The organism is Kitasatospora sp. NPDC057738 (assembly GCF_042798815.1).
Lineage (GTDB): Bacteria > Actinomycetota > Actinomycetes > Streptomycetales > Streptomycetaceae > Kitasatospora > Kitasatospora lactacystinica.
Map to the genome: position 1 here is coordinate 17,293 of NZ_JBHVJT010000086.1, position 24,405 is coordinate 41,697.

Annotated in this window: 26 protein-coding genes; 18 read left to right on the forward strand and 8 right to left on the reverse strand. The window is 75.1% G+C overall.

The annotated features are described in order from the left end of the window. The first annotated feature begins 12 nt into the window (after positions 1 to 12). The 10 genes from ACFVGO_RS33795 (at position 13) to ACFVGO_RS33840 (ending at position 10,759) form a co-directional block, all read left to right on the forward strand. Positions 13 to 288 carry a phosphopantetheine-binding protein gene (locus ACFVGO_RS33795; protein WP_359902554.1) on the forward strand — a complete coding sequence of 92 codons (276 nt, stop codon included), beginning with the start codon at positions 13 to 15 and terminating at the stop codon, positions 286 to 288. Then, complete coding sequence (locus tag ACFVGO_RS33800) at positions 285 to 551, forward strand: acyl carrier protein (protein WP_380351328.1); 267 nt, start codon at positions 285 to 287, stop codon at positions 549 to 551. The genes ACFVGO_RS33795 and ACFVGO_RS33800 overlap by 4 nt, the downstream gene beginning before the upstream one ends. Further along, positions 548 to 1,705 carry a beta-ketoacyl synthase N-terminal-like domain-containing protein gene (locus ACFVGO_RS33805; protein ID WP_380635934.1) on the forward strand — a complete coding sequence of 386 codons (1,158 nt, stop codon included), beginning with the start codon at positions 548 to 550 and terminating at the stop codon, positions 1,703 to 1,705. The genes ACFVGO_RS33800 and ACFVGO_RS33805 overlap by 4 nt, the downstream gene beginning before the upstream one ends. 11 nt (positions 1,706 to 1,716) lie before the next feature. Next, positions 1,717 to 2,403 (forward strand): hypothetical protein, encoded by a 687-nt coding sequence (locus ACFVGO_RS33810; RefSeq protein WP_380635936.1) that lies wholly within the window; start codon positions 1,717 to 1,719, stop codon positions 2,401 to 2,403. A gap of 190 nt (positions 2,404 to 2,593) precedes the next feature. After that, the gene (locus ACFVGO_RS33815) at positions 2,594 to 4,210 is read left to right on the forward strand and encodes a class I adenylate-forming enzyme family protein (protein ID WP_380635938.1); all 1,617 of its coding nucleotides are present in this window, start codon (positions 2,594 to 2,596) and stop codon (positions 4,208 to 4,210) included. Between the two features lie 73 nt (positions 4,211 to 4,283). Beyond that, positions 4,284 to 5,540, forward strand: a complete 1,257-nt coding sequence (locus tag ACFVGO_RS33820; RefSeq protein ID WP_380635940.1) for a beta-ketoacyl-[acyl-carrier-protein] synthase family protein — start codon at positions 4,284 to 4,286, stop codon at positions 5,538 to 5,540. Positions 5,541 to 5,717: 177 nt separating this feature from the next. After that, positions 5,718 to 7,688: a 4-hydroxyphenylpyruvate dioxygenase gene (gene hppD / locus ACFVGO_RS33825; protein WP_359902566.1), complete on the forward strand. Its 1,971-nt coding sequence runs from the start codon at positions 5,718 to 5,720 to the stop codon at positions 7,686 to 7,688. Further along, the gene (locus tag ACFVGO_RS33830) at positions 7,685 to 8,872 is read left to right on the forward strand and encodes a thiamine pyrophosphate-dependent dehydrogenase E1 component subunit alpha (RefSeq protein ID WP_380635942.1); all 1,188 of its coding nucleotides are present in this window, start codon (positions 7,685 to 7,687) and stop codon (positions 8,870 to 8,872) included. Before hppD ends, ACFVGO_RS33830 begins: the two co-directional genes overlap by 4 nt. Continuing rightward, positions 8,869 to 9,837, forward strand: coding sequence for an alpha-ketoacid dehydrogenase subunit beta (locus tag ACFVGO_RS33835; protein WP_380635944.1), 969 nt, complete (start codon positions 8,869 to 8,871; stop codon positions 9,835 to 9,837). The genes ACFVGO_RS33830 and ACFVGO_RS33835 overlap by 4 nt, the downstream gene beginning before the upstream one ends. A gap of 133 nt (positions 9,838 to 9,970) precedes the next feature. Beyond that, positions 9,971 to 10,759 carry a DUF3050 domain-containing protein gene (locus ACFVGO_RS33840; RefSeq protein WP_380351337.1) on the forward strand — a complete coding sequence of 263 codons (789 nt, stop codon included), beginning with the start codon at positions 9,971 to 9,973 and terminating at the stop codon, positions 10,757 to 10,759. A gap of 25 nt (positions 10,760 to 10,784) precedes the next feature. Here the strand turns inward: ACFVGO_RS33840 and ACFVGO_RS33845 are convergent, their stop codons facing one another. Next, positions 10,785 to 12,134: an acyltransferase gene (locus ACFVGO_RS33845; RefSeq protein WP_380635946.1), complete on the reverse strand. Its 1,350-nt coding sequence runs from the start codon at positions 12,132 to 12,134 to the stop codon at positions 10,785 to 10,787. 178 nt (positions 12,135 to 12,312) lie between these two features. Between ACFVGO_RS33845 and ACFVGO_RS33850 the strand changes: the two genes are divergently transcribed. From ACFVGO_RS33850 to ACFVGO_RS33860, 3 genes are all read left to right on the forward strand, one after another. After that, positions 12,313 to 12,567: a hypothetical protein gene (locus ACFVGO_RS33850; protein WP_380635948.1), complete on the forward strand. Its 255-nt coding sequence runs from the start codon at positions 12,313 to 12,315 to the stop codon at positions 12,565 to 12,567. Further along, the gene (locus tag ACFVGO_RS33855) at positions 12,564 to 12,938 is read left to right on the forward strand and encodes a DUF1304 domain-containing protein (RefSeq protein ID WP_359902582.1); all 375 of its coding nucleotides are present in this window, start codon (positions 12,564 to 12,566) and stop codon (positions 12,936 to 12,938) included. Before ACFVGO_RS33850 ends, ACFVGO_RS33855 begins: the two co-directional genes overlap by 4 nt. A gap of 75 nt (positions 12,939 to 13,013) precedes the next feature. Continuing rightward, entirely contained in the window at positions 13,014 to 13,520 is a 507-nt protein-coding gene (locus ACFVGO_RS33860) for a hypothetical protein (protein ID WP_359902585.1), read from the forward strand. 104 nt (positions 13,521 to 13,624) lie between these two features. On the opposite strand, the gene ACFVGO_RS33865 is transcribed toward ACFVGO_RS33860, so the two are convergent. Beyond that, on the reverse strand, positions 13,625 to 14,965 hold the full coding sequence (locus ACFVGO_RS33865) for a streptophobe family protein (protein ID WP_380635951.1): 1,341 nt from the start codon (positions 14,963 to 14,965) through the stop codon (positions 13,625 to 13,627). A 331-nt stretch (positions 14,966 to 15,296) separates the two neighbouring features. Next, positions 15,297 to 15,740, reverse strand: coding sequence for a winged helix-turn-helix transcriptional regulator (locus ACFVGO_RS33870; RefSeq protein ID WP_380552351.1), 444 nt, complete (start codon positions 15,738 to 15,740; stop codon positions 15,297 to 15,299). A 135-nt stretch (positions 15,741 to 15,875) separates the two neighbouring features. Between ACFVGO_RS33870 and ACFVGO_RS33875 the strand changes: the two genes are divergently transcribed. After that, positions 15,876 to 17,126, forward strand: a complete 1,251-nt coding sequence (locus ACFVGO_RS33875; RefSeq protein ID WP_380635953.1) for an MFS transporter — start codon at positions 15,876 to 15,878, stop codon at positions 17,124 to 17,126. A 22-nt stretch (positions 17,127 to 17,148) separates the two neighbouring features. On the opposite strand, the gene ACFVGO_RS33880 is transcribed toward ACFVGO_RS33875, so the two are convergent. After that, positions 17,149 to 17,583: a DUF4259 domain-containing protein gene (locus ACFVGO_RS33880; RefSeq protein ID WP_380351344.1), complete on the reverse strand. Its 435-nt coding sequence runs from the start codon at positions 17,581 to 17,583 to the stop codon at positions 17,149 to 17,151. A gap of 121 nt (positions 17,584 to 17,704) precedes the next feature. Here ACFVGO_RS33880 and ACFVGO_RS33885 point away from each other — a divergent pair, with 121 nt between their 5' ends. Beyond that, on the forward strand, positions 17,705 to 18,532 hold the full coding sequence (locus ACFVGO_RS33885) for a nucleotidyltransferase domain-containing protein (protein ID WP_380635956.1): 828 nt from the start codon (positions 17,705 to 17,707) through the stop codon (positions 18,530 to 18,532). After that, positions 18,529 to 18,861: a hypothetical protein gene (locus ACFVGO_RS33890; protein WP_359902602.1), complete on the forward strand. Its 333-nt coding sequence runs from the start codon at positions 18,529 to 18,531 to the stop codon at positions 18,859 to 18,861. Before ACFVGO_RS33885 ends, ACFVGO_RS33890 begins: the two co-directional genes overlap by 4 nt. A 22-nt stretch (positions 18,862 to 18,883) precedes the next feature. Here the strand turns inward: ACFVGO_RS33890 and ACFVGO_RS33895 are convergent, their stop codons facing one another. Together ACFVGO_RS33895 and ACFVGO_RS33900 are read right to left on the reverse strand one after the other, a co-directional pair. Continuing rightward, complete coding sequence (locus tag ACFVGO_RS33895; protein WP_359902605.1) at positions 18,884 to 20,512, reverse strand: LCP family protein; 1,629 nt, start codon at positions 20,510 to 20,512, stop codon at positions 18,884 to 18,886. Beyond that, complete coding sequence (locus ACFVGO_RS33900; RefSeq protein ID WP_359902608.1) at positions 20,505 to 21,110, reverse strand: DUF6542 domain-containing protein; 606 nt, start codon at positions 21,108 to 21,110, stop codon at positions 20,505 to 20,507. The genes ACFVGO_RS33895 and ACFVGO_RS33900 overlap by 8 nt, the downstream gene beginning before the upstream one ends. A 267-nt stretch (positions 21,111 to 21,377) precedes the next feature. Between ACFVGO_RS33900 and ACFVGO_RS33905 the strand changes: the two genes are divergently transcribed. Then, a complete protein-coding gene (locus tag ACFVGO_RS33905) occupies positions 21,378 to 21,584 on the forward strand; it encodes an antitoxin (RefSeq protein WP_359902610.1) in 207 nt (68 codons plus the stop codon). A gap of 71 nt (positions 21,585 to 21,655) precedes the next feature. Next, positions 21,656 to 22,348, forward strand: coding sequence for a lytic transglycosylase domain-containing protein (locus tag ACFVGO_RS33910; RefSeq protein ID WP_380351349.1), 693 nt, complete (start codon positions 21,656 to 21,658; stop codon positions 22,346 to 22,348). Between the two features lie 13 nt (positions 22,349 to 22,361). On the opposite strand, the gene galE is transcribed toward ACFVGO_RS33910, so the two are convergent. Next, positions 22,362 to 23,378, reverse strand: coding sequence for a UDP-glucose 4-epimerase GalE (galE, locus tag ACFVGO_RS33915; RefSeq protein WP_359902616.1), 1,017 nt, complete (start codon positions 23,376 to 23,378; stop codon positions 22,362 to 22,364). A 130-nt stretch (positions 23,379 to 23,508) separates the two neighbouring features. Next, the gene (locus tag ACFVGO_RS33920; protein ID WP_380635960.1) at positions 23,509 to 24,132 is read right to left on the reverse strand and encodes a hypothetical protein; all 624 of its coding nucleotides are present in this window, start codon (positions 24,130 to 24,132) and stop codon (positions 23,509 to 23,511) included. Between the last annotated feature and the right edge of the window lie 273 nt (positions 24,133 to 24,405).

The following is a 24,405-nucleotide window of genomic DNA, read 5'->3' on the forward strand; positions in this document are numbered from 1 at the left end:
GAGCCCACCACCATGCAGGACCGCATCCGCGCCTTCGTCCTGGCGGCACTCGCCGAGATGCAGTACGACGTCTCCGAGGTCACCGGGGACACCGACCTCGGCCCGGCCGGACTGGACCTCGAATCGCTCGCCCTCGCCGACCTGTCGGTGCAGGTCGAGGACGAGTTCGGGATCAAGTTCGACCTGGACGAGATGGAGACCACCGCGCTGATGACGCTGGACGAGTTCACCGCCGACGTCACCCGCCGGGTCGACGCCCTCGCCGCCACCTCCGGCAGCGCCGCGTGACCGGCTCCCCGCTCCCCGGCGCCCTCCCGGACCGGACCGAGGTCCTCACCATGCTGGCGGCGTTCGGGCAGCGCGCCGTCGACGCCGTGCCGGAGGACCTCGGGTCGCTCGAACTCACGTGGCTCGTCGCCGAGTTCGAGCAGCGGTACGGGCTCCAACTGGACCTGGACGACGACCGCTTCGGCGCGGTGCGCACCGTCGACGACGCCGCCGAACTGCTGCGCGAGGCCGTCCTCGCCGACCGCGCGGGCGCACGGCCGTGATCGCCGCCGGGACGGGCACCGGACCACCGGGCCGGACGGCCGGCCACCCGGTGGTCACCGGTGTCGGGGTGCTCAGCGCCGCCGGGCACGGACTCGCCCCGCTCACCGAGGCCGTCACCCACGGCAAGTCCCTGTTCGGCCCGGTCACCCGCTTCGACGTGAGCGCCCGCCGCACCACCCGGGCCGCGCTGTTCCCCGCCACCGTGCCGCTGGCCTGCACCTTTCCGCTGGCCAGGGCCGTGCTCGACGCGATCGGCCAGGCCTGCCGGCAGGCCGGACTGACCGCCGCCGAGGGCGCCGGACCGCCCGTGCTGCTAGCGCTGCACAGCGACGAGCGCACCCGCGCGACCGCCGCCGCGGTGGCCGCCGGGGTCCGCGCCGACTGGGGCGCGCCGGGCGTCACCCGGGTGTACAACGGCGCCTGCGTGGCCGCCGCGACCGCCGTCGCCGACGCGGGCGCCCTGGTGGCCGCCGGACGGCACGAGCGGATCCTGGTCGCCGCCGGACACCTGGTCGAACCGGGCGTCTTCGCGGTCTTCGACGCCGGACGGGCGCTGGCCCGGGACGGCGAGGCGCGCCCGTTCAGCGCCGGCCGCACCGGCACCCTGCTCGCCGACGCGGCCGCGGCCGTCCTGGTCGAGTCCGCCCCGGCCGCCGAACGCCGCGGCGCGCCCACCCTCGCCCGGCTGGCCGGCTGGGGCCGGGCCGGGGACGCCCACCACGTCTGCCGCCCGGAGCCGGAGGGCGGCGGGGCGATCCGGGCGATCGGGGCCGCGCTCACCCGCGCGGGCGCCGACCCGGCCGAGGTCGGCTACGTCAACGCCAACGGCACCGGCTCCGCCCTCGCCGACCGGGCCGAGGCCCACGCCCTGCGGCGGGTGTTCGGCCCGCACACCGACCGCCTGCCGGTCAGCTCCAGCAAATCCGTGCACGGGCACGCCCTGGAGGCCTCCGCGCTGCTCGAACTCGCCGCCACCATCGGCGCGTTGGGCACCGGACTGCTCCCGGTCAACGCCGGCTGGCTCGGCCCGGACCCGGACCTCGCACTGGACCTCGTCCTGGACGGCCCGCGCGCCGCCCGCCCCCCGTACGCCCTCAGCCTCAACTCCGCCTTCGGCGGCGCCAACACCGCGCTGCTGCTGGCCCCGGGATGACAGCCACCGCCATGACCACCCCTGCCGACCACACCCACGGACTGCGGATCCTCGCCGAGGCCCGCCACCCCGCACCGGGCCCGGACGGGCCCCCGCCACCACTGCCCGGCTTCTCCGCCTCCGGCTTCAATCCGCTGGTCGCCGACACCGCCGAACGCTGCCTGCGCGCCCACCACGGCGAGCCGCCCGCACCCGGGCGGACCGCCCTGCTGCTCGCCAGCGCGAGCGGCGACCTCGAAACCGCGCGGGCCATCGAGCGCAGCGCCGAACCCGGGCAGCGGACCGGCCCGCTGCTGTTCTTCCAGTCCAACCCCAACGCCGTCCTCGGACACATCGCCGCGCGCTGGGGCCTGAACGGTCCGGTCGTGGCGATCTGCCCGGCCGAGGCCGAACCCGGCCGCGTCCCCGCCGAGGCGTTCGAACTCGCCGCACTGCTGCTCCAGGACGGCGACGCCGACCGGGTGCTGGCCGTGGCCGCCGAGCAGACGCCCGGCGGGGACCTGGCCGCGGCCGTCCTGCTCGCCGGTCCGGCCACGGAATCCGGACGGGCCGAAACCGAACCGGCCGAAACCGAACGGACCGAACCCGGACGGGCCGAAACCGAACGGACCGAACCCGAACGGGCCGAAACCGAACGGGCCGAACCCGAACGGGCCGAAACCGAACGGACTGAACCGGCCGCCCGCCCCTGGCCGTAGCAATCATCGAGGCCCGGCGCCTGACGCAGCCGCACCCGGCACACCAGCGCCCCCGCCCGTCCCCGCCTCACTCCCGACATCCGCCGCCCGACGACGCGCGGCCGACCGCACCCGCCGCCCGTGCGGCCGCCCCTGCCACCCGATCAGCCGCCCGGGCCGTCCACCGGCCCCGAGGGAGGGATCCACCCCCGTGACCATCCGCAGCCTCCGCACCCAGCTCGCGGACGACCCCGACGTGGGCGCCGGCAACGTCCTGACCGCCCGGATCGCGCTCGGGCTCGACCTGGACGTGCCGTTGCTCAGCTTCGACACCCCGGTGGACGACCACCCCGCCTGGCAGCCCTTCACCCTGCGCGAGCTGGACCGCGCCGTCCGGGCCCGCGCCGCCGCGCTGCACGCGCTGGGCATCACCCGGCGCGACCCCGTCGTGGTGTACGCGAGCGACGCCGCCGACCACGTGCTCTCCTTCCTCGCCCTGGCCCGGCTCGGCGCCGTCCCGGCCCTGCTCAACCCCAACCTGGACGGCGAGCGCGCCGCCCGCTACATCGCCCGCCTCGGCGCGGCCGGCGTCCTCGCCGACCCCGCCCACCTGGCCGCACTGGCCGGCCACGACCCCGGCGCGCCGCTGCTGCCGGAGATCTCCACCCTCGGCGCCGGCGACCCGGTCGCCGCCCCCGAGCCGTACCGGCACTGGTCCGGCGACCCGGTGGCGATCACCCACTCCTCCGGCACCACCGGAATGCCCAAGGCCGTCGTCCACTCGCACGCCAGCCTGTACGCCGCGATCCGCCACCGGCTGCGGCTGCCCCGCCCGCAGGGCCAGGACCGGATGCTCAGCGCACTGCCCGCCCCGCACGCCGCCACCCTGATCGCCCTCAACCTCGCGCTCAGCTCGCACACCGAACTCGCCGTGCTCTCCCGGCAGTCCGGCGACGGCGTGCTGGAGGCCGTCGAGCGGTGGCGGCCCACCGGGGTGATCGGCTTCGCCGCCACCTGGGCCGACCTCGCCCGGCACGACCTCGCCGCCCGCGACCTGAGCTCCGTCGCGCTCTGGTGGAACACCGGCGACTGCGCCCACGAGGTGCACATCCGCCGCCTGATCGCCACCGGCAGCCGGGAGACCGTCACCCGGGCCGGCCGCACCCGGCTGCCCGGCTCGCTGTTCGTGGACGGCCTCGGCTCCACCGAGATGGGCCACTCGCACTTCTTCATCACCCACGGCCCCGGCACCGAGCGCTACGGCCGCTGCGTCGGCCGCCCGCACGCCTTCGTCGACTGCGAGGTGGTCGGCCCGGACGGCGAACCGCTCGGCCCCGGCGAGGTCGGTGAACTCGCCACTGCCTCACCCACCTTGGCGCTCGGCTACTGGAACGACTCGGCCACCACCTTCCGCACCCGGCTGCGCGGCCGCTTCCTCACCGGGGACCTGATGTACCGGGACGAGGAGGGCTACTACTACCACGTGGACCGGGCCGTCGACTCGGTCGAACTCGGCGGCGGCAAGCGGCTGTTCACGGCCATGTCGGAGGAGCGGGTGCTGGCCGCCTGCCCGGACGTGCTGGACTGCACGGTGGTCGCGGTACGGGACGGCGAGCGCGTCGTCACCGACGTGCTGCTGCTCCTCGCCGCGGACGCCGACCCGGCCGCCGACCGCACCGCGGCGGTCGTCGCCGCCCTGGACGAGGCCGTCGGCGCGACCGTCCGCAAGGTGCTGGCGGTCTCCCCCGACGACATCCCGCTCGGCCCGACCGGCAAGGTCCGCAAGGTCCTGCTGCGGGAGATCCACCTCGCGGCGGTGGGCGCATGAGCGAGCGGAGCGAACGCGTCGTCGAGGGGTGCGCGTCGCGCGAGGCGACCGCCGAGCGGAACGGGGTCCGCGCATGAGCCCGCGCCCCGGTGCCGTCGTCACCGGCATCGGCCTGCTCTCCCCGCTCGGCCGCCGACCCGCCGAGGTGTTCGAGGCGCTGGTCACCGGCCGCTCCGGCCTGCGGGCCGTCCCCGAGGACCACCCCGCGCACGGCTGGCTGCCCGCTGCCGGGATCGCCCCCGTCGTCGACGGCCGGGAGGTGCTGCCGCCCACCGAGACCCGCTGCGTGGACCGCTTCGTGCTGCTCGCCCTGGCCGCCGCCGACGACGCACTCGCCGACGCCGGCCTGGCCGTCGGCCGGGACTCCGACCCGCACCGCACCGCCGTGGTACTGGCCACCGGCGGCGGCGGACTGGAGACCTTCGAGCAGCAGTCGCACCGCCGGCTGGAACGCGGCCGACCCGGCGTCAGCCCGTACCTGCTGCCCGGGATGCTCTCCAACATGGCCGCCGCCCGGATCGCCATCAAGCACGGCATCCGGGGCTACAGCTCGGCCGTGGTGACGGCCTGCGCGGCCGGCGCCCAGGCGATCGCCGAGGGGCTGCGGCTGATCCGGGCCGGGGACGCCGACGTGGTGGTGTGCGGCGGCACCGAGTCGTCGCTGCACCCGACCATCGCCGCCGCCTTCACCAACGCCCGCGCCCTGGCGCAGGGTTGGGACGAACCGGAGCAGGCCAGCCGGCCCTTCGACACCCGCCGCAACGGCTTCGTACTGGGCGAGGGCAGCGCCGTCCTGGTCCTGGAGCGGGCCGAGCACGCCGAGGCCCGCGGTGCCGCCGGGTACGCGGACGTCCTCGGCTGGGGCGCCTCCACCGACGCCCACCACCCGACCATGCCCCGCCCCGACGGCACCGGCGCCGCCGACGCGATGCGCGCCGCACTCGCCAACGCGGGCCTGGCCCGGGGTGACGTCGATGATGGAAACGCCAAAGGAACCGGCACAAGGTTGGGGGATGGGGCCGGGACTGCGGCGTGGCGCGCCTTTTTCGGCGCGCAGCCGCCCGCGGTCAGCTCCACCAAGGGCGCCACCGGCCACCTCCTCGGCGCCGCGGGCGCGCTGGAGGCGGCGGTGACCGCCCTGGCGGTGGCGCGGGGGACGCTGCCGCCGACGCTCAACCTGACCGACCCCGACCCGGCCTGCGACCTGGACCACGTCCGGGGCGCCGCCCGATCCGCCCCGGTGCGCGCCGCGCTGAGCAACGCCTTCGCCTTCGGCGGCCACAACCTCAGCCTGATCCTCGGCCCGGCCTCCACCCGGGCCGGCCGGTAGCGGTCGCCCAGTAACGGTCGCCCGACAGACGCCGCCCGACAGTGGCCGCCCGCCGGCGGTGGCCCGAGTGCCGCCGGCCGGGTGCCGCCGCCCGTCGGCGACCGCCCGCCGCCCACCGCCGCGCGGCGGCCCGCGCGCCGATCCCCGATCCACCGTTCCCTCCGGGGGGAGATCCCGTTGTCCATCCAGACCATCACCCACGTCGAGTTCCACTGCGCGGACGCCGACAAGACCGCGGCCGGACTCCGCGCCGACCACGGCTTCACCGTCGACGCCCCGGCCACCGCGCCCGACGGCGCCCGCACCGTCGGGCTGCGCCAGGGCACCATCCGGCTGCGGCTGACCTCCGCCCCCGACCCGGAGCACCCGGTGGCCGAGTACGTCGCCCGGCACGGGGACGGCGTGGCCGTCCTCGCGCTCGGCTGCGCCGACCCGGCCGCCGCGCTGGAACGGGCCGAGCGGCACGGCGCCCGGGTGCTCGACCGGGCCGGCGCCCTGATCGAGGGCTTCGGCGACACCGCACTGCGCCTGGTGCCACTGCCGGACGCCGGGCCCACCCCGGAGCCCCGCCTGCTGGAGGACCTCGACCACGTCGCGATCTGCCTGCCGGCCGGCACGCTCGCGGACGCCGTGCGGTTCTGCGAGACGGCCCTGGGCTTCCGCACGATCTTCGAGGAGTACATCGAGGTCGGCGAGCAGGCGATGGACTCCAAGGTGGTGCAGAGCGCCTCCGGCGGCGTCACCTTCACCCTGATCGAGCCCGACACCACCCGCCGCCCCGGCCAGATCGACGAGTTCCTCGCCGCCCACGGCGGGGCCGGCGTCCAGCACCTCGCCTTCAGCACCCGCGACATCACCGGCGCCGTCCGGACCGCCCGGGAGCGCGGCGTGGAGTTCCTGAGCACCCCGGACGCCTACTTCGACGCCCTGACCGAGCGCTTCGGCGGGACGGCCATCCCGGTGGCGACCCTGCGCGACCTGCACGTCCTGGTCGACCAGGACCACGGCGGCCAGCTGTTCCAGATCTTCGCCCGTTCGACACACCCCCGGCGCACCTTTTTCCTCGAACTGATCGAACGGCAGGGAGCGGGTACCTTCGGCACCGCGAACATCAAGGCCCTCTACGAGGCCGTCGAACGGCACAGTCCCACCGCCGACGACCGGCCCGCAGCCGTCGCCCGGCCCACCGCCGCCGACCGGCCCTCCCCCGCGCATCCGAAGGAGGCCCTCCCGATGGCCGCAGCCTCCGAGTTCCGGCTCACCGAGGCCGAGCTCGCCCTGCTGCCCACCCCCGACGAGGTGGCGCACTACCGCGAGCACGGCTGGTACCTCTCCCGCAGGCTGTTCAGCGACGAGGAACTGGACACCCTCCAGGCCGCCACCGAGCTGTACTACGCCGGCCACCGCGACCGCGAGCTGCCCGCCCGGCCGCCCCGGCTGGCCTCCTGGCGGCCCGAGGACGGGCCGGTCCAGCGGCACAACGACTACGTGCACTACGAGAGCGACGCGATCGGCGCGGTCCTGCGCAAGCCGCTGATCGGCGCGGTGGCCGCGCTGCTCGCCGGAACCGAGGAGATCCGGATCTTCCAGTCGACGCTCATCTACAAGCCCCCGGTGCCCGAGGAGCCCAGCAACCGGGTGCCGTGGCACTTCGACAAGCACTACTGGCAGACCTGCACCTCGGACGAGATGCTCACCGCCTTCATCCCGTTCCACGACTGCCGCGAGGAGAACGGCACCATCACCATGGTCGACGGCAGCCACCGCTGGCGGGAGCTGCCCTCCGGCGAGGACTCCACCCGGCACTTCGCCGACCGCGACGGCTCCGAGCTGGAGGACATCCTGGCCGCCAACGCCGCCCACAACGGGCAGCGGGTGCGGAAGGTGCCGATGCTGATCCCGCGCGGCCACATGTCCTTCCACCACTGCCGCACCTACCACGGCAGCGGCCCCAACCTGGCCTCCCACCCGCGCCGGGCGATCTCGCTGCACCTCCAGGACAGCGCCAACGAGTACCGCCGGCACGACCGGCCGGACGGCGAGCCGGTGGTGTACAACCACGACGTCCTGGTGCGCCGCACGGACGACGACCGGCCGGACTACGCGGACCCGCTGTTCTGCCCGGCGATCTGGCGGGGACGGCCGTGACCGCTCCCGCACGCACGACCGACGAGGGCGCCGGCCCGCCGGAAGGCCCCGGCGCGCAGGCCCTCCCCGACGCACGGGCCCGCCGCGATGTGCGGGCCCGCCCTGGTGCGCAGGCCCGCCCCGGCGCGCAGGCCCGCCCCGCCCCGCTGGACACCCCCGCCGAGCGCTACCGGATGCTGCGGCTGATCCGCGGCTTCGAGGAGCTGGCGCTCGGCCTGGTGAAGTCCGGCGCGATCCCCGGCGGCATCCACCCGTACATCGGGCAGGAGGCCGTCGCGGTGGGCGTCTGTTCGGCGCTCGGCCCCGACGACCGGCTCGCCAGCACCCACCGCGGCCACGGCCACGTGCTCGCCAGGGGCACCGCGCCGCACCGGCTGCTCGCCGAGCTCCTCGGGCGGGTCGACGGATCGAACGGTGGCCGGGGCGGCTCCATGCACGCCGCCGACTTCGCGCTGGGCATCCTCGGCGCCAACGGCATGGTGGGCGCCGGCGCCCCGATCGCCGTCGGCGCCGCCTGGGCGGCCCGGGCCGCTTCCTCCCCCGAACGGTCGGCGGCCGAACGGGTGACAGCCGACGGTCCCGTCGCCGGGCGGCCCGATTCGGGCCGGACCCCGGTCGCGGTGGCCTTCTTCGGCGACGGCGCGCTCAACCAGGGCGTCCTGCTGGAGTCGCTCAACCTCGCCGCGATGTGGCGTCTGCCGGTGCTGTTCGTCTGTGAGGACAACGGCTACGCCACCACCCTGCCCGCCGCCACCGCCGTCGCGGGCAGCGCCACCGGCCGGGCGGCCGCCTTCGGCATCCCCGCCGAGGAGGTGGACGGCATGGACACCGAGGCCGTTCGCACCGCCGCGCTGTGCGCCGTCGAACGGGCCCGCACCGGCCGCGGACCCGGCTTCCTGGTCTGCCGCACCTACCGCTACGAGGGCCACCACACCATGGAACGCCGGATGAAACTGCGCTACCGCTCCCCGGAGGAGGTCGGGGCCTGGCGCGAGCGCGACCCGCTCCCCCGGGCCGCCGCCCTGCTCGACTCCGCGACGGTCGCCGACCTGGACCGCGCGGTGGCCGAACAGCTCTCCGCCGCCGAGGAGTTCGCGCTCGCCTCGGCGCACCCGGACCCGGCGGGGGCGCTGGACCACCTGTACGCCGACGGGCTGCGGCCCCGGGCGGGGGTGACACCGTGACCAGGCTCTCGTACACCAAGGCGCTCAACCGGGCGCTGGCCGACGAACTCGCCGCCGATCCGGCGGTCTGCGTCTTCGGCGAGGACATCGGCGCCGGTCTGGCCGGGCCGACCCTCGGCCTGCTGGACCGCTTCGGGCCGGGGCGGATCGTCGACACCCCACTGTCCGAACAGGCCTTCACCTCGATGGCGGTCGGCGCCGCGCTGGCCGGCCGGCGTCCGGTGCTGGAGTTCCAGATCCCGTCCCTGCTGTTCCTGGTCTTCGAGCAACTCGTGAACCAGGCCCACAAGTTCTCACTGATGACCGGTGGCCAGGCGGCCGTCCCGCTGACCTGCCTGGTGCCCGGCTCGGGCTCCCGGGACGGCTGGGCCGGGCAGCACTCCGACCATCCGTACAGCCTGTTCGCGCACGCCGGGGTGAAGACCGTGGTGCCCGCCACCCCGACCGACGCCTACGGGCTGCTGCGCTCGGCGATCCGCGACCCGGACCCGGTCGTGGTGTTCGCGCCCGCCGCCGCGATGCCGGTGCGCGAGACCGTCACCTGGGACCTCGCGCCCGTCCCGCTGGGCCGGGCCCGGATCCACCGGCCGGGCACCGACGTCACCGTGGTCGCCCTCGGGCACCTGGTGCACGACGCCCTCGCGGTCGCCGAGGAGCTGGCGCCGGACGTCTCGGTGGAGGTCCTCGACCCGCGCACGGTGTACCCCTTCGACTGGCAGGCGCTCGCCGACTCGCTGGAGCGCACCGGGCGCCTGGTCGTCCTGGACGACTCCAACCGCAGCTGCGGCTTCGGCGCCGAGGTGCTGGCCACCGCCGCCGAGGAGATGCGCCTGATCGCCCCGCCCCGCCGGATCACCCGCCCGGACGGCGCCGTGCTGCCCTTCGCCCCGGCCCTGGACCGCGCCGTCCAGCCCGGCCGCGAGCAGCTGCGGCACGCGCTCGGCCTCGTGCTGAAGCACCGCTGACCGCACCCGCCCACGAACTGTTCGGCATCGAATCACAAAGATCACTGACGAGTACGCGCCAGAAACCGTACGATGATCGCGCAAGACCCCCGTAGACCCGTTGACTGTCCAACGAGCCCACCAAGGAGTCGCATTGTCCACGAACCGCTACCACTGGGACCGTTCGCACCCCGGCCTGAGCAGCCTTCAGCAGGCCATCGACCCGCTGCGCCGCGAGGTCGTCGAGCACTCGGTGTACCGCTCGCTCACCGGCATCGAGCGCGTCCGCACCTTCCTCGGCAGCCACGTGTTCGCCGTCTGGGACTTCATGTCGCTGCTCAAGAGCCTCCAGCGCGACCTCACCTGTGTGGACGTGCCGTGGGTCCCGAACGGCCCGACCGCCAGCCGCCGGCTGATCAACGAGATCGTCCTGGTCGAGGAGAGCGACGAGCTCGGCGAGGGCTACACCAGCCACTTCGAGCTGTACGTGGAGGGCATGCGGCTGGCCGGTGCCGACCCGCGCCCGATCGAGGAGTTCCTGGCCCTGCTGGGCGCCGGCAGCACCGTTCCGGAGGCCCTGAAGAAGGCCGAAGTTCCGCAGGCCGCCCTCGACTTCACCTCCACCACCTGGTCGATCGTGGAGAACGCGCCGGTGCACTGCCGGGCCGCCGCCTTCGCCTTCGGCCGCGAGGACCTGATCCCGGACATGTTCGCCCAGGTCATCCGGATCGACGACCCCGAGGACACGCTCACCGTCTTCAAGGACTACCTGGCCCGTCACATCGAGGTCGACGGCGAGCAGCACACCCCGATGGCGATGCAGATGCTGATCGACCTGTGCGGCGACGACCAGGACAAGTGGGACTCCTGCGCCGAGACGGTCCGCACCGCGCTGCGCGCCCGGCTCGGCCTGTGGACGGCGATCGAGCAGTCCTTCCAGTAGTCCTTCACGACAGACCCCGGATCACCTAGATCACCTTGGGCAGGACGGCCGCCGACGCGGGCGGCTGATCCTCCGCCCGCCGGTAGCGGTGCAACGCCGCCCGGCCCTCCGCCCCGCGTACCCGGGCGGCGAGCCGGGCCGGCAGCACCACGGTGGCCAGCCGGCCCTCGCCGCGGAACCCTTCCACCGTCCAACAGACCCAGGGAATCGGATAGTTGGCGGCGGGGCTGAAGAGAACCGGGCACCTCCCCTGGAAGCCCACCGCATAGGCACCGAAGCCGCTCCAGTTGGAGAAGCTGAACCGGCGTGCCGCCGGGTCGAAGCCCAGCGGCACGCAGTCGCGCAGCCGCGCGCGGCCGAGGGTCGCCAGGAACCACAGGTTGGCGCGGAGGTTGAGGTGCACGGCGGGGAACTCCTCCAGCGCCGTGCGCAGCGCGCCCGCCAGCGCCGCAGGCCCGTCCTCCGGCCGGTGCGGCAGATGGACCTCGCTCAGCAGGTTGCCCATCAGCGCGGGCGACAGGCCCAGCCAGCGGCGCACGTTGACCGGCACCGTCAGCATCCGTTCGGCCTCGTCCCCGTCCAGCTCCCGCAGGGTGCTCAGGAGGTGGGCGCAGAGCACGTCCCCGGAGGAGAGCCGGCGCCCGGCCACCGCGCCGAACTCCTCGCACATCCGGGCCAGTTCGGCATCGGTGAAGGCGATCTGGACGAGCCGGTTGGCGCGCGGTCCGGCCGCCACCTCGCGGGCCAGCAGCTCCGCCTCCTCCGCCGAGGGCAGCCGGAAGCCGGGCCGGCCGCAGTCCTCGGCGGGGAGCACCTCGGCCAGCAACTCGTCCTGGTCGTCCACGAGTTCGGCCTCCGGCAGCGGCTCCCCCTCGACCGCCGCGGACCAGGCCCGCAGCAGCAGCATGAAGCTGTGCAGGTCGCCGATCGCGTGGTGCCAGGAGCAGCCGAGCACCGTGCCGCCGTCGGCCGTGCGGGTCACCCGTACGGTGAGCAGCGGTACGCCGCCGTCACGCGCGGCGGGGGCGTCCAGTGGGGCGACCAGTTCGGAGCCGGGCGCCGTCACCCGGCCCATCGCCTCGGCGAGCGTGCCCTCCACGGTGTAGACCTCGAACGGCACGCCGGTGTCGTCGCAGACCGCCTCCAGGACGCCCTCGACGGTGCGCAGGCGTCCGGCGAAGACCGGCACCCGCTCCAGCGCACGGGCCAGCCCGGCGGCGAGCCGGTCGTCGTCCAGCGGGTGCTCGAAGCAGAGCGCGACCGAGACGGCGAGGTCGGCGAGCATGGTGTCCATCAGTCCGCAGCGCAGCACCCGGCCGGTGGCCTGCCCGGCCCGGACGGTCCTGGATCTTCGCAACTGCGGCCAGATGCTCATGGGTTCCGTTCCGAAGCACTCGACGACTTCCGGCGACGCGCGACGCGTTCCGGCGGCGCGCGATCCGCGGGCACGCCGAACGATAGTGGTGCGCGGAGGAAGTGGTCCAGTCCAATCCCGCACTCCGGAAGGGCTCTTCGACCGCCGCGGCGACCGCACCGGCGATAGAATGCGCACCATGGGAAAGCGCCCCGGCGCACCCGCCGCGCCGCCCCCCGCACGGGTCACCGGCACCGGATCGCCCCCGATCGGACCGGCCCGGGCCCACCTCGACGACCCGCCGCCGGCGCTGCGCGAGCAGCGGCCCGCCCGCGGTGCCGCGGCCGCCCGTCCGGGCCGCTCCGGCCGCTCCGGCCGCCCGGCGTCACCGTCCGGCCACCGCCACCGCCCACCCGCCTCCGCCGCCCCGCCAGGAGGGAGCCGTCCGCCATGAACGCCGTGAGCCAGGTCTTCGCCGTGGTCGCCGCGGCGATCCACCTGATCGTGTGGCCGCTGGAGAGCTTCCTGTACGGACACCCACGGGTGCGCCGCGTGCTGACCGGCAGCACGGCGGACGCCCCGGAGGTCCGGCTCTGGCGCGTCAACGTGGGCTTCTACAACCTGTTCCTGGCACTCGGCCTGGTCGCCGGACTGGTCCTGCTGCACGCCGGGCACCCGGGGGCCGGGCGACCGGTGGTGCTCTACGTCGCCGCGTTCATGGTCGCGGGCGGGATCACCCTGTTCACCTCGGAACCGAAGCTGTGGCGCGGCGCACTCGGTCAGGCCGTCCCGGCGGCCATCATCCTTCTGGCCGAGGCTTTCTGACGCCGCACCAGCGGTTTCGAGGCCCTCCGGAAGGGCTACGATCCGCCTACCCCGCGACGGTCGCGGAGGCTGGGGGTGGCAGCAGTGGTCAGGATCCCGATCAGCGACCGGTACGTCGTCAGCCTCGGCTGCCGGGTGAGCGTCGAGCACGGAGCCTCCGTGACGAAGGTCAACTGGAGCATCGCCCACCTGCCGGAGGGCGGCTCGCCCCGGCCCACCGGCGGCGACCGGGAGATCGGCGTCATCTGCCCGCGCTGCCGGCGCTCCTTCTCCGTCCGGGTGGAGACCGCCACCAGGGCGCGGGTCAAGCGGCGGATCCACCGGGCGCTGGGCTGGCTGCTGGTGCTCTCGCTGCTGGTCACCGTCCCTCTGCTGATCCAGCTGGGCGGCCGGACCGTCGAGGAGGGCGACGACCAGGCGGTCGACAACTTCGGCATGCTCTTCGCCCTGGCCGCCGCGGGCGTGATCGTCGGCCCCTCGCTGCTGTTCAGCGCGAGCGTGCACGACGGCATCAAGAAGCTGCGGCTGATCCGGGCCAACGGGCGGAAGACCATGTGGGTGCAGGGCCACCGGCTGTTCTGAGCCGGTCCGCGCAGTCCCTCATCCCGCGCCCCCTCACCTCACCCCGCGCCCCCTCGCCGCCGAGATCGCCGCCCCTCGCTTCCGTGCTCCTCGCCCGGCGCCCCTCACCGCGGATCCGCCGGCAGCTCGCCGCGGTGGCGCACCCGGGTGGCGAGCAGGGCACCGAGCGCACCGGTCAGCAGACCCCAGCCCGCCGCGAGAGGCACCGCCGTCCACAGCACCGGGCGCAGGGTGAGGCTGCCGCCGCCCAGCGCGGCCAGCGGGTTTTCGGCGCCGAGCACGGCGCCCAGCAGGTCGCCCAGACCGCCCTGGCCGAGGCCGACGCCGAGCACGGAGAGCCCGTAGGCGGCGTCCACCCGGCTCCACAGACCCACCAGCAGCACAGTGACAGCGGTGGCGAGCGCGAACCGGACGGCGTGCTGCCGGAGCCGGACGGTGCGCGGCGCACTGCGGGCCGCCAGGAAGGCGGCCGCGAGCAGCAGGACGGCGGCCAGCGGCAGCAGCCACCAGCTGGCGGCACCCTGCTCCGCGAGGGTGCCGAGGTCGACGGTCGCCTGCCCGCCCTCGGGGGCGCGCAGCACGGCGCTGAGCGCCTTGGGCACGGGTAGCCCGAGCGTACCGACCAGCCGACCGTGCCACTCGGCCCCGAGTCCCAGGCCGAAGGCCGGCCAGGCCAGGTTCGGCAGCGCGAGCAGCACCACGGCCAGGGTCTGCCGGGCGTCGCCGTGCACGATCGCGGTCAGCACCCCGGCCACCGCACCGATCGCCAGGTACGCCAGCAGGACCAGCCAGAGCGCCGAGGCGGCCGGGCGGACGGCGAGTTGGTGGCGCACCAGCGCGGGCGGCAGCGGGGCCCGCCGGGACACCGCGAAGGTGAGCGCGAGCACCAGCAGCAGCCAGGCCAGCCCGATGCCGACGGTGGTCGGGCCGTCCGCGTGGAAGCCGACCTCCGGGGTCAGCCCGAGCGCTCCGCCGATCGACTCCGCCAGGTCACCGCCGAGCGGGACGACGAAGCTGTGCCGGGCGCCGAGGGTCAGCAGCACCAGGGCGAGCGCCCAGAGCAGCAGCGTCCGGCCGATCCGCCCGAGCAGTTCACCGCCGCTCGCGACCGCGCGGAAGCGCAGCCCGCGCAGGAACACCTCGGCCATCGCGACCGCTCCGGCCACCGAGACGCTCAGCGGCATCGCGCTGATCCCGGCCCCGACGGCCGCGAAGTCTCCCGCGCCGCCGTCGAGCCGGACGGTTCCCCCGACCGCGAGCGCGAGCGTCGCGGCCAGCACGGCGGGGAAGCCGCCGTCCGGGAGGTCGTCGGCGCCGGCCAGCCAGAGGCCGAGCGCGGCCACCGCCGCCATCGTGACCAGTCCGGCCAGCACGACGGCGAGCGCCTCCAGCCAGCCGCGTACGGCGCCGGGCGGGCCCGCGACCCGGGTGGTGGGCTGCTGCATGTCGCCTCCTCGTCGCTCGCGGGTCGCTCCGGGGCCCGGGACGGGCCTGGGCTCGATCGGCCCGATCGAGCTCCCGGCCGACGCCCGGTGAGGTTTCCAGGGTGACCGACGACCGGCGGGCACGCTCGGCGACGCCCCGCACACCCGCTGTTGCGACGGACGGGGCGGCGGGAGCGGCGAGCGGGGCGGCGGGAGCGGCCGGAAGCCGACGACAGGGCTCGCCGGGCCGGACGCGCCCGGCCCGGCCGCCCGCGAAACGGCGAGCCGACCCGGCGCCCGCCCCGCTCCCCGCCTCCGGCCGCCGCCCGTCCGGTGGCGGCGGCGGCGCACCTCAGGGCAGCAGCACCCTCGTGTCCTCGGGGCCCAGCACCCGGCCGTCCGCCGCGTGCACCTCGACCGGCGCGACGGGCGCACCGGAATCACGGTCCACCAGTCGCGCCCGGGGCTCGCCCTCCTCGAAGAACCACTGGTCGCCCCACTGGCGCAGCGCCGTGATCACCGGGAACAGCGCGCGGCCCTTCTCCGTGAGCACGTACTCCTGGTACGGGCTGCCGTCTGCGGCCGGCGCGAGGTCGAACACCCCGTTGGCGACCAGGTTGGCCAGGCGGGTCGACAGGATGTTCTTGGCCAGGCCGAGGTTCCGCTGGAACTGCCCGAAGCGGCTCAGCCCGTCGAAGGCGTCACGGACGATCAGCAGCGTCCAGCCGTCGCCGACGACGTCGAGCGGACGGGCGACCGGGCAGGCCGATTCCTCGTGCGTGGTGCGTTTCGGCACTTCTCCCACCTCTCAGCCCTCACCGGTCGGCGCCCAGCCTACCGACCAGGACGTGGTTGCTTATTAAAACCAGGCTATGCCATGGTGTCGCGGTAGCACTTTGAAACCACCGTGCCGTTCGAGGGAGCCCCGCCCATGACCTCGCCCGCCCGCACAACCGCCTCCGCCGCCTCCGCCACGGACGCCACCGCCGACCCGTCCGGCATCCCCGGCGGAGCCCCGTCGCGCGGCCTGTCACCCGCCGTCGCCTGGCTGCTGTCCGTCGCCTGCGGCCTCGCCGTGGCCAACGTCTACTACTCGCAGCCACTGCTCGACCTGATCGCCCGGGACTACGGCATCGACCCGGCGACCATCGGCCTGGTCGGCACCCTCACCCAGACGGGCTACGCCCTGGGCCTGCTGCTGCTCGTGCCGCTCGGCGACCTCGTCAACCGCCGCACCCTGATCACCTCCCAGCTCGGCCTGTCCGTCCTCGCCCTCCTCGCCGTCGCACTCGCCCCCTCCGCTCCGCTGCTGCTCGCCGCGATGGCCGCCGTCGGCGTCCTCGCGGTCGTCGCCCAGGTGGTCGTCGCCCACTCCGCCCAACTCGCCGCCCCGGCCGACCAGGGCCGCGTGGTCGGCACCGTGACCAGCGGCATCGTGATCGGCATCCTGCTCGCCCGAACCGTCGCCGGAACCATCGGCGACCTGGCCGGCTGGCGGGCCGTCTACCTCGTCTCCGCCGTCGCGACCGCCGCCATGGCCCTCGCCGTCGCGGCCGCCGTCCCCTCCGAACGGCACCGCACGGCCGAGCGGATCGGCTACCCGCGCCTGGTCGGCTCGGTGTTCGCGCTCTTCGCCCAGGAGCGCGTGCTCCGCACCCGGGCCGTCCTCGCCCTGCTCGGCTTCACCTCCGTCACCGTGCTGCTCACCCCGATGGTGCTCCCGCTCGCCGCACCGCCGTTCAACCTCAGCCACACCCAGATCGGGCTCTTCGGCCTCGCCGGCGCCGCCGGAGCGCTCGGAGCCGGGTACGCCGGCCGTCAGGCCGACCGCGGCCGGGCCGAACGCACCGCCGGAATCGGCCTGGTGGCCATGCTGGTCGGCTGGCTCCCGGCCGCACTGCTGCCGCACTCGGTCTGGTGGCTGGTGCTCGCCATGGTGGTGATCGACTACGGCCTGCAGTCCCTCCACGTCGCCAACCAGCACCTGCTCTACCAGCTCCGCCCCGAGGCGCGGAGCCGCCTGACCGCCGGCTACATGCTGCTCTACTCCGCCGGGTGCGGCGCGGGCGCGATCCTGTCCACCGTCGTCTACGACCACGGCGGCTGGACGGCCGTCTGCCTGCTCGGCGCCGCCACCAGCCTCACCGCGCTCGGCTACTGGTGGACGGCGGCCCGCACGTGACGGCCGATCGCCCCGGGCCCGCTCAGCTCCCGGCCACCGGCGCGTCCGCCGACACCGCCGCGGCCAGGACCGCCCGCAGCTCCAGGATGCCCTCGCGCCAGGCCGGACCGCTCTCCGTCTCGTCCCACAGCTCCGCGAGCTCCGACTCCGCCGCCACCACCCGGTCGAGCGCCGCCACCGCGAGCGGGCGCAGCTCGGCGGCGAGCGGCGGTATCGGCTCCTTGGGCCCGTAGGCCGTGGTCACCGCCGTCCCGCCCGGGCACTGCGCCGCCACCAGCGCGGCGGCGGCGACCGCCTCCACCGCCTCGTCGGAGTCCAGGAACTCCTCCGACCCGACGGCGCACAGCAGCGCGGACCGGAGCAGCGCCTCGCGCTCGCCCGGCGCCGCGTCGTCCAGACCGCCGCCGAAGTCCGCCGCCGAGTCGTTGTCGAAGTGCCCGATGTCCCAGGTGCCCATGCCGATCCCCTCACGCCTCTCGTGTTCGTGTGCGTCGCATGCTTGCACGCCCCACTGACAATCCGCCGGGCCGCCGGATAATCGCTGGTCACCACGGGTGGGGGTGGGGCAGAGTGCCCCCATGACCACCACTCAGGGACTGGACCGGGACGGCTGCATCGCACGGGAGGGCTCGCTGGACCGCGTGCCGCCCGCGTTCGCGCCGGTGGTCGCCGCCGCCCGCGAGCGGATCGCCGCGGCCTTCGGCCCCGACCGGCTGCACAGCGCCTACCTCTACGGCAGCGTCCCGCGCGGCACCGCGACCCCCGGCGTCTCCGACCTCGACCTGCTGCTCGCCCTGCACCACGAGCCCACCGCCGCGGACCGGGCCGGGGCGGACGCCCTCGAAGCCGCGCTCGACGGCGAGTTCGCGCAGGTGAACGGGGTCGGCGTGGTGCTCGCCGGCACGGACACCCTGCTGAGCGAGCTCGAACGCCACGACCTCGGCTGGTTCGTCGCCTGTCTCTGCACCCCGCTGCTCGGCGAGGACCTCGCCGCCCGGCTCCCCCGCTACCGCCCCACCCCGCTGCTCGCCCGGGAGACCAACGGCGACCTCGCCCTGTTCCTGCCGCGCTGGCGCGAACGCCTGGCCGCCGCCGACACCGCCGCCGACCCCGAGGCCGAACTGCGCCGCCTCGCCCGCGCCGTCTCCCGCCATCTCGTCCGCAGCTGCCTCACCCTGGTCATGCCCCGCTGGGGCGGCTGGACCAGCGACCTCGCCGCCTCCGCCGAGGTCTTCGCCGGCTACTACCCCGAGCGGGCCGCCCAGGCGCGCCTGGCCGTCACCGTCGCCCGCACCGCCGCCACCACTGCCGACCGGGCCGCCCTCACCGAGCTGGTCGACGACCTGGGCCCCTGGCTCGCCGCCGAGTACGCCGCCGTCCACGGCGTGAAGGCGCCCCGCCCGTGACGGCGCCGCAGCACCCGCTGCTCCGCGAGGTCTTCCCGGACCTGCTCGACGAACTGGTCGACCTCCTGGAGGAGGAGGGCGAGCACGAACCGGCCGTCGCCGCCCGGGGCCTGCGGCTGGTCGCCGAGTGCGGCTGCGGTGACGGCTTCTGCCAGAGCTTCAGGACGGAACCGCGCCCGGACGGTCGGCCCTACGGCCCGGACCACCGGTGCGTCCCGCTCTCGCCGGCCCACGGCATGCTCGTCCTGGACGTCGTCGGCGGGCGGATCGTGTACGTCGAGGTCCTCGACCGGGAGCCGCTCCGGGACACCCGCCCCGGCCGGGGCTGAACTCCCCGCCGCCGGCCGGGCCTCAGTCCACGCACGGGATCCCGCCCGCCTTCACCGCCGGCCCCTGCATCGGCAGCCCCGCCGCCGGGTCGGCGGAGGGATCGCCGGCCGCGGCGGCCGAGGGGACGGCCGTCGGCGCGGGGGTGCGGGAGACGGCGAGGGTGAGCAGGATGCGCCCCGCGGGGACGGCCGACGAGAAGAAGGCGTTCACCCCGTAGCGGGCGGCGAGGTGCTGTGCGTCGGCCTTGGCCCCCGACCCGTACGCGACGGTGGTGGCCCGGGTCCTGGCCGGGGCGTCGCCGATCCGGCCCGCCTGGTAGCCGAGTTCGGCCAGCGCCCTGGACTCGTCGGCCGCCGCGCCCGCCCCCGCGGCCGCGTTGACGTCGACCAGCGCCTTGGGCGCCGTGCTCGGGGTGGCGGAGGGCGACGGGGCCGGTTCGCCCGGCCCGTCCCCGGGCGGCGCGGCGGCCGGCGGGGCCGGCGCCGGCTCGTGGTTGAAGAGCTGCCGGACGATCTTCCTGATCAGGTCCGGGTTGACGGTGTTGACCTCCTGCCCGCCGACCGTCCTGAAGCCGCTGATCGGCAGGGTGTTGAACTCCACGTTGCCGCCGGTCAGGTTGGGCGCCTGCTGGGCGAAGTCGAGGATGTTCCACTCGTTGTCGATGACCACGTCCTTCTTCACCACCGCGAACAGCTTCTGCATCTGCCCGAGGTCGTTCAGGATGCCCTGCTGCTTGAGCTTGTACTCGACGGAGGAGAGGAACGCCTGCTGCCGGTGGGTGCGGTCGAGGTCGCCGTTGGTGAGGTGGTGGCGCTGGCGGACGAAGGAGAGTGCCTGCGCGGCCTTGAGGGAGCTGATCCCGGCCGGGAGCCTGAGGCCGGTGCCGCCGCCCTCGTGGGTGGCGGTCCGGGCGATGATCGGGTCGTCCACCGGGTGGTTGAGGCAGACCTGGATCGGCTCGACCGCCTTGGCGATGTCGTAGAAGCCGATCAGGTTCACCTCCGCGAAGTGGTCGATCGGGACGTCCAGGAGGCTCTGCACGGTCTGGATGGTGGCCGAGCGGCCGGCCTCGCGGCTCTGCCGCTCCAGCAGCGCCTTGGAGAGCCCCTTGCCGGCCAGCTTCTGCTCGGCGGCCTCCTTGGCGATGCCGTACGCCTCCTTGATCTTGTGCATCCTCCCGTCCGCGCCGACGGTCTGCACGTAGTCGTCGCGCGGGACGGAGAGCGCGGTGACCTTGCCGCCGTTGGCCGGGATGTGCAGCACGATCAGGGCGTTGGTGTTGTACCCGCCGATCCCGCTGGAGCCGGCGTGCAGTTCGTCCTCGACGAACTGCTTGGGCAGGTCGTTGCCGTCCATGTCCTTGCGGCTGTCCAGGCCGATCAGCAGCAGGTTGACGGACTTGTCGAGGTGCGGCGGGGCGTTCTTCTTGGCCTCGCTCAGCGCGGAGGACTTGACCATGCCGTCGTCCAGGCTGCGGTACTCGTACCAGGTGAAGCCGCTGGCGCCGAGCACGGCGACCGAGACGGTGCAGGCCAGGGTGCGCCCGGCGACGGTCAGCGGGGCGGCGGCGCGGCGCGCGGCCTGCCCGCGCTGACCGCGCTGACCGCGCTGACCGCGGCCGCCGGTACGGCTGCTGCCGCGCTCAGCCACGGCGGCCCCTTCCGACCGGGGCGGCCGTCCGGCCGGTTCGTCGGCGCTGCGGCACCACCCGGCGGCGGGTCGGCACGGCGCGGACCGCGACCACGGCGAACGCCACCGCGACGGCCGCGGCCATCACCGGGAAGGCTCCGACCACCCAGCGCAGCGCGCCGGTGCCGAGGTTCTTCCCCTGGTACGTCCCGGGGTGCGCGAGGTACTCGACGCCCGAGGCGGTGAGCAGCACCACGACCGGCGCGGCCGTCACCACCCACCACCGGCCCGCCCGGCTGCACAGCAGTGCGGCGGCCGCCGTCCCGAGCACCGAGCCCACCGCGAAGAGGAGGCTGATGCCCGGTCCGTCGACCTCGTCCGCGACCGCCCCGAGCAGCGGCAGCCCGACCGCCGAGAGCACGGCCGCCGTCGCGCCGCGACGACGCGCCTGCTGGCGGCGGCGGGCCGCCCCGGGGCGCGGTGTCCGGGCCGCCCCGGGCGCCGCGGGGCTCCCGGGACCGCCCGCACCGGCCGCCCGGGAGCGCTGCGCGGGCAGGGCGCGGTCCTCGGTGCGCGGTCCCGCGTCCTGGTACGGCGTTCTCGCCCGCTGACCGGCCATGCGCACTTCCCTCGATCGTTGCGGCCGCGGCGGAGCGATCGCGCCGCCGCGCGTGCCGGGACGCCTTCGGTCCTGGTGGCGTCCTGGCGGGGACCCCACCCTCTACATCGCTGTAGAAGATGGCCTGAGCATACGAACCCATTTCAGCAAAGTCATCCGCCGTCACCCGGCGGCGACGAACCGCCTGGTGGGCCGTCGTTAGGATGGTCACGATCCCCGCCACGTCGGCACACCATCAGGAACGCATCAGAGGAGCAGAGCGTCACCATGTTTGAGAGTCTGAAGAACCTCGCGGACAAGGCCACCGACCTCGCCCGCGAGCACGGCGACGTGATCGGGCAGGGCCTGGACAAGGTCGGCGACGCGATCGACGACCGCACGGACGGCAAGTACAGCGGGCAGATCGACACCGGCGTCGAGAAGGCGAAGGACTTCCTGCGCAACCTCGACGGCGACCAGAAGCCCGCCGAGTAACCTGCCGCAGGGAGCGATCAGCCGCACGGCGCTCGAACGGGCGCACGAGCGAACGGGGAGGGGCGGCAGCGGTGAGCGAGGAGAAGAAGGGGTCCGGCCGGGGACGCTGGCTGGTGATCGGCGTCGTGGTGGTGGCCGGACTGGGTCTCGTCCGCGGCAACGGCCACGACGGCGCGGCCTCCGCCGACCCCTCCCCGACCGCCGCCTCCGGCCCCTCCCCGGGCACCGCACCGTCGGCCGGCTCCTCCGCTCCGCCGTCGAAACCCTCGAAGCCCTCGGGCCGCTACGACCCGGCCGACTACGCGGCACCGGTCCGCCAGTACGCCGCCGAGGCCGGGGTCAACCCGCAGCTGCTGATGGCGATCCTCTACAACGAGGCGTACAAGCCGCACGACCCCGAACTCGAACGGGCCTGGCAGCGCGGCAAGCCGGACGCCTCGTTCGGCATCGCCAACATGCACCGGGCCGCCTTCGACGACACCAAGCCCGGCCGCCCGTTCGCCTCCCGGCAGTGGGAGGAGCTCCCGGACGACCGGAACCTGGCCGTCCAGGCGGCCGCCTGGCACCTGCACGACCTCGCCGCGCAGCTGCCCGCCCGCCCGGGCGTGCCGCTCACCCGGGACGAGCTGGTCGCCCTCGGCTACAACGCGGGCGCGGGCAACATGCTGGCCTTCGCCCGGGGCGTCAAGATCGGCTCCCAGGCGCAGTCCTACCTCGACCGGCTGCGCGACAACTGGTCGAAGTCCGGCGAGGCCGTGGCCTGACAGCCTCCGGCGGTCAGCTGACGCCGATCCGGGCGGACCAGACCCTCCGCCAGGCCAGCGCGTCGGCGACCCCCTCGGCGATGCCGCGCCGCGGCTGCCAGCCGAGCAGGTCCCGTGCGGTGTCCACGACGGCGTAGCAGCCGATCACGTCCCCGGGCCGCGGGCCCGCCTCCCGCACCTCCAGGCCGGTGCCGACGGCCTGTTCGAAGGCGGCGATCAGTTCCCGCACGGTGGTCCCGTCCCCGGTGCCGACGTTGATCACCCGGTAGCGGTCCGCCACGCCCGGGGCGATCACCTCGTCGAACCGGAGCAGCGCCGCGACGTGCGCCTCGGCGAGGTCCTGGACGTGGACGTAGTCGCGGATGCCGGAGCCGTCGCGGGTCGCCCAGTCGGTGCCGGTCACGGTGAACGGGGTGCCCGTGGTGTGCGCCTCGATCAGCTTGCCGAGGGCGTGGGTGGGCCGGAGGTCCTGGAGGCCGGTGCGCAGCTGCGGGTCGGCGCCGATCGGGTTGAAGTAGCGCAGGGCGATGACCCGCTGGCGCTCGGCGCCCTCGCCCCGGGTCCAGTCCTGGAGGACCTGCTCCATCATCTGCTTGGTGCGCGCGTACGGGCTCCCGGCGTCGACCGGGCTGCTCTCGTCGACCCGGGCGTCGGGGGTGGGGGCGTAGATCGAGGCGGAGCTGCTGAAGACGACCCGGGTGCAGCCGTGGCGCTGGAGGGCCTCCAGGAGTTCGACGGTCTTGGCGACGTTCTCCCGGTAGTAGTACAGCGGCTTGGCCACCGACTCCGGTACGACGATCTTCGCGGCGCAGTGCACGGTGGCGTCGATGTCGGGGTGCTCGGCGAAGATCCGGTCGAGCAGGGCCGCGTCGGCGATGTCGCCCCGGTAGAAGACCCGGTCCGCGACGAACTCGGTCCGGCCCCGGGACAGGTCGTCCAGCACGACCGGGGTGATCCCCCGGTCGAGCAGGGCGGAGGCGACGGTGCTGCCGATGAAACCCGCGCCGCCGGTGATCAGGACCTTCTTCATGCGCGGACGCTCCCTTGCGGTCGTCCGGGCGCCCGGTGGCGCCCGGTGACCGGAAGGGACGTCGGTTCGCACCCGGCCGGTTCCACGGCGGGTGCGTCCCCGTTCCCGGGGCGGGCGGCTTCCGGGCGGCTCAGCCGCGGTGACGGCGCAGCCAGAGCCCGGTGGCGACCAGGACGACGGCCGCGCAGGCGGTGCCGATGGCCGCCCAGGCGGTGGCGTCGGAGGTGGTCGCGTGGGCGGGGCCGGGCGAGGCCTCCCGGGCGGAGACGGGGGCGGCGGTGGTCCCCGTCGTGCCGGTGCTCTCCCGGAGCGGGGCGGGGGTCACCCCGGCGGACCGCGGCGAGGTTTCGGACAGCGCCGTGGGGGGCGCCGGGTCGGCGATCTCGACGGTGTCGACGTCGAGCTCGCGCTCGCCGTGCCCGAGGGCGGGGAAGGCGCAGTCCACCGTCACCCGCCAGTGCCCGACCGGGAGGACCTCCCGGGTGGTGTACGTCCCCGGGCGGCCGGGGACGGTGACCAGGCGCCAGGGCCCGACGGTGCGGCCGTCGGAGGCCGTCGCCAGGAGCGTGCCGGCGAACTCCCCGGTCACCGGGTCGTGGTCGTTCTCCCAGGTGGCGACGGTGCTGACACGGCCGTTCTGCTGGCCGGTGACGTCCAGGTGGACGCTGTCGCCGTGGGCGGCGGCGGGTACGGCCGCGGACAGCAGGGCCGCGGCGGTGAGGGCGAGGGCGGCGAGGTGGGGGCGGGTTCGCATACGGGAGGGTCCTCGGGGCGGTGTGGGGGGCAGGGACGCTGGGAACGGCCGGCCCCGGGAACGGCTGCCGCTGGGTGGGCGGCGGCCGCTCCCGGCGCGACGGACCTGCCGGCCTGCGGGCCTCGCGGCGCGCGCGGGCGTCGGCGGCTCGGGTCGAAGGGTCGGCCGGCGTACGGGCCGACCGGTTTTACGGGCTCACGGGAACAGCCTTACCCCGAACGGCTCACGAGGTCTTCGACAGCGACCAGTTCTGGTAAGGGCTGCCGCTTCGAC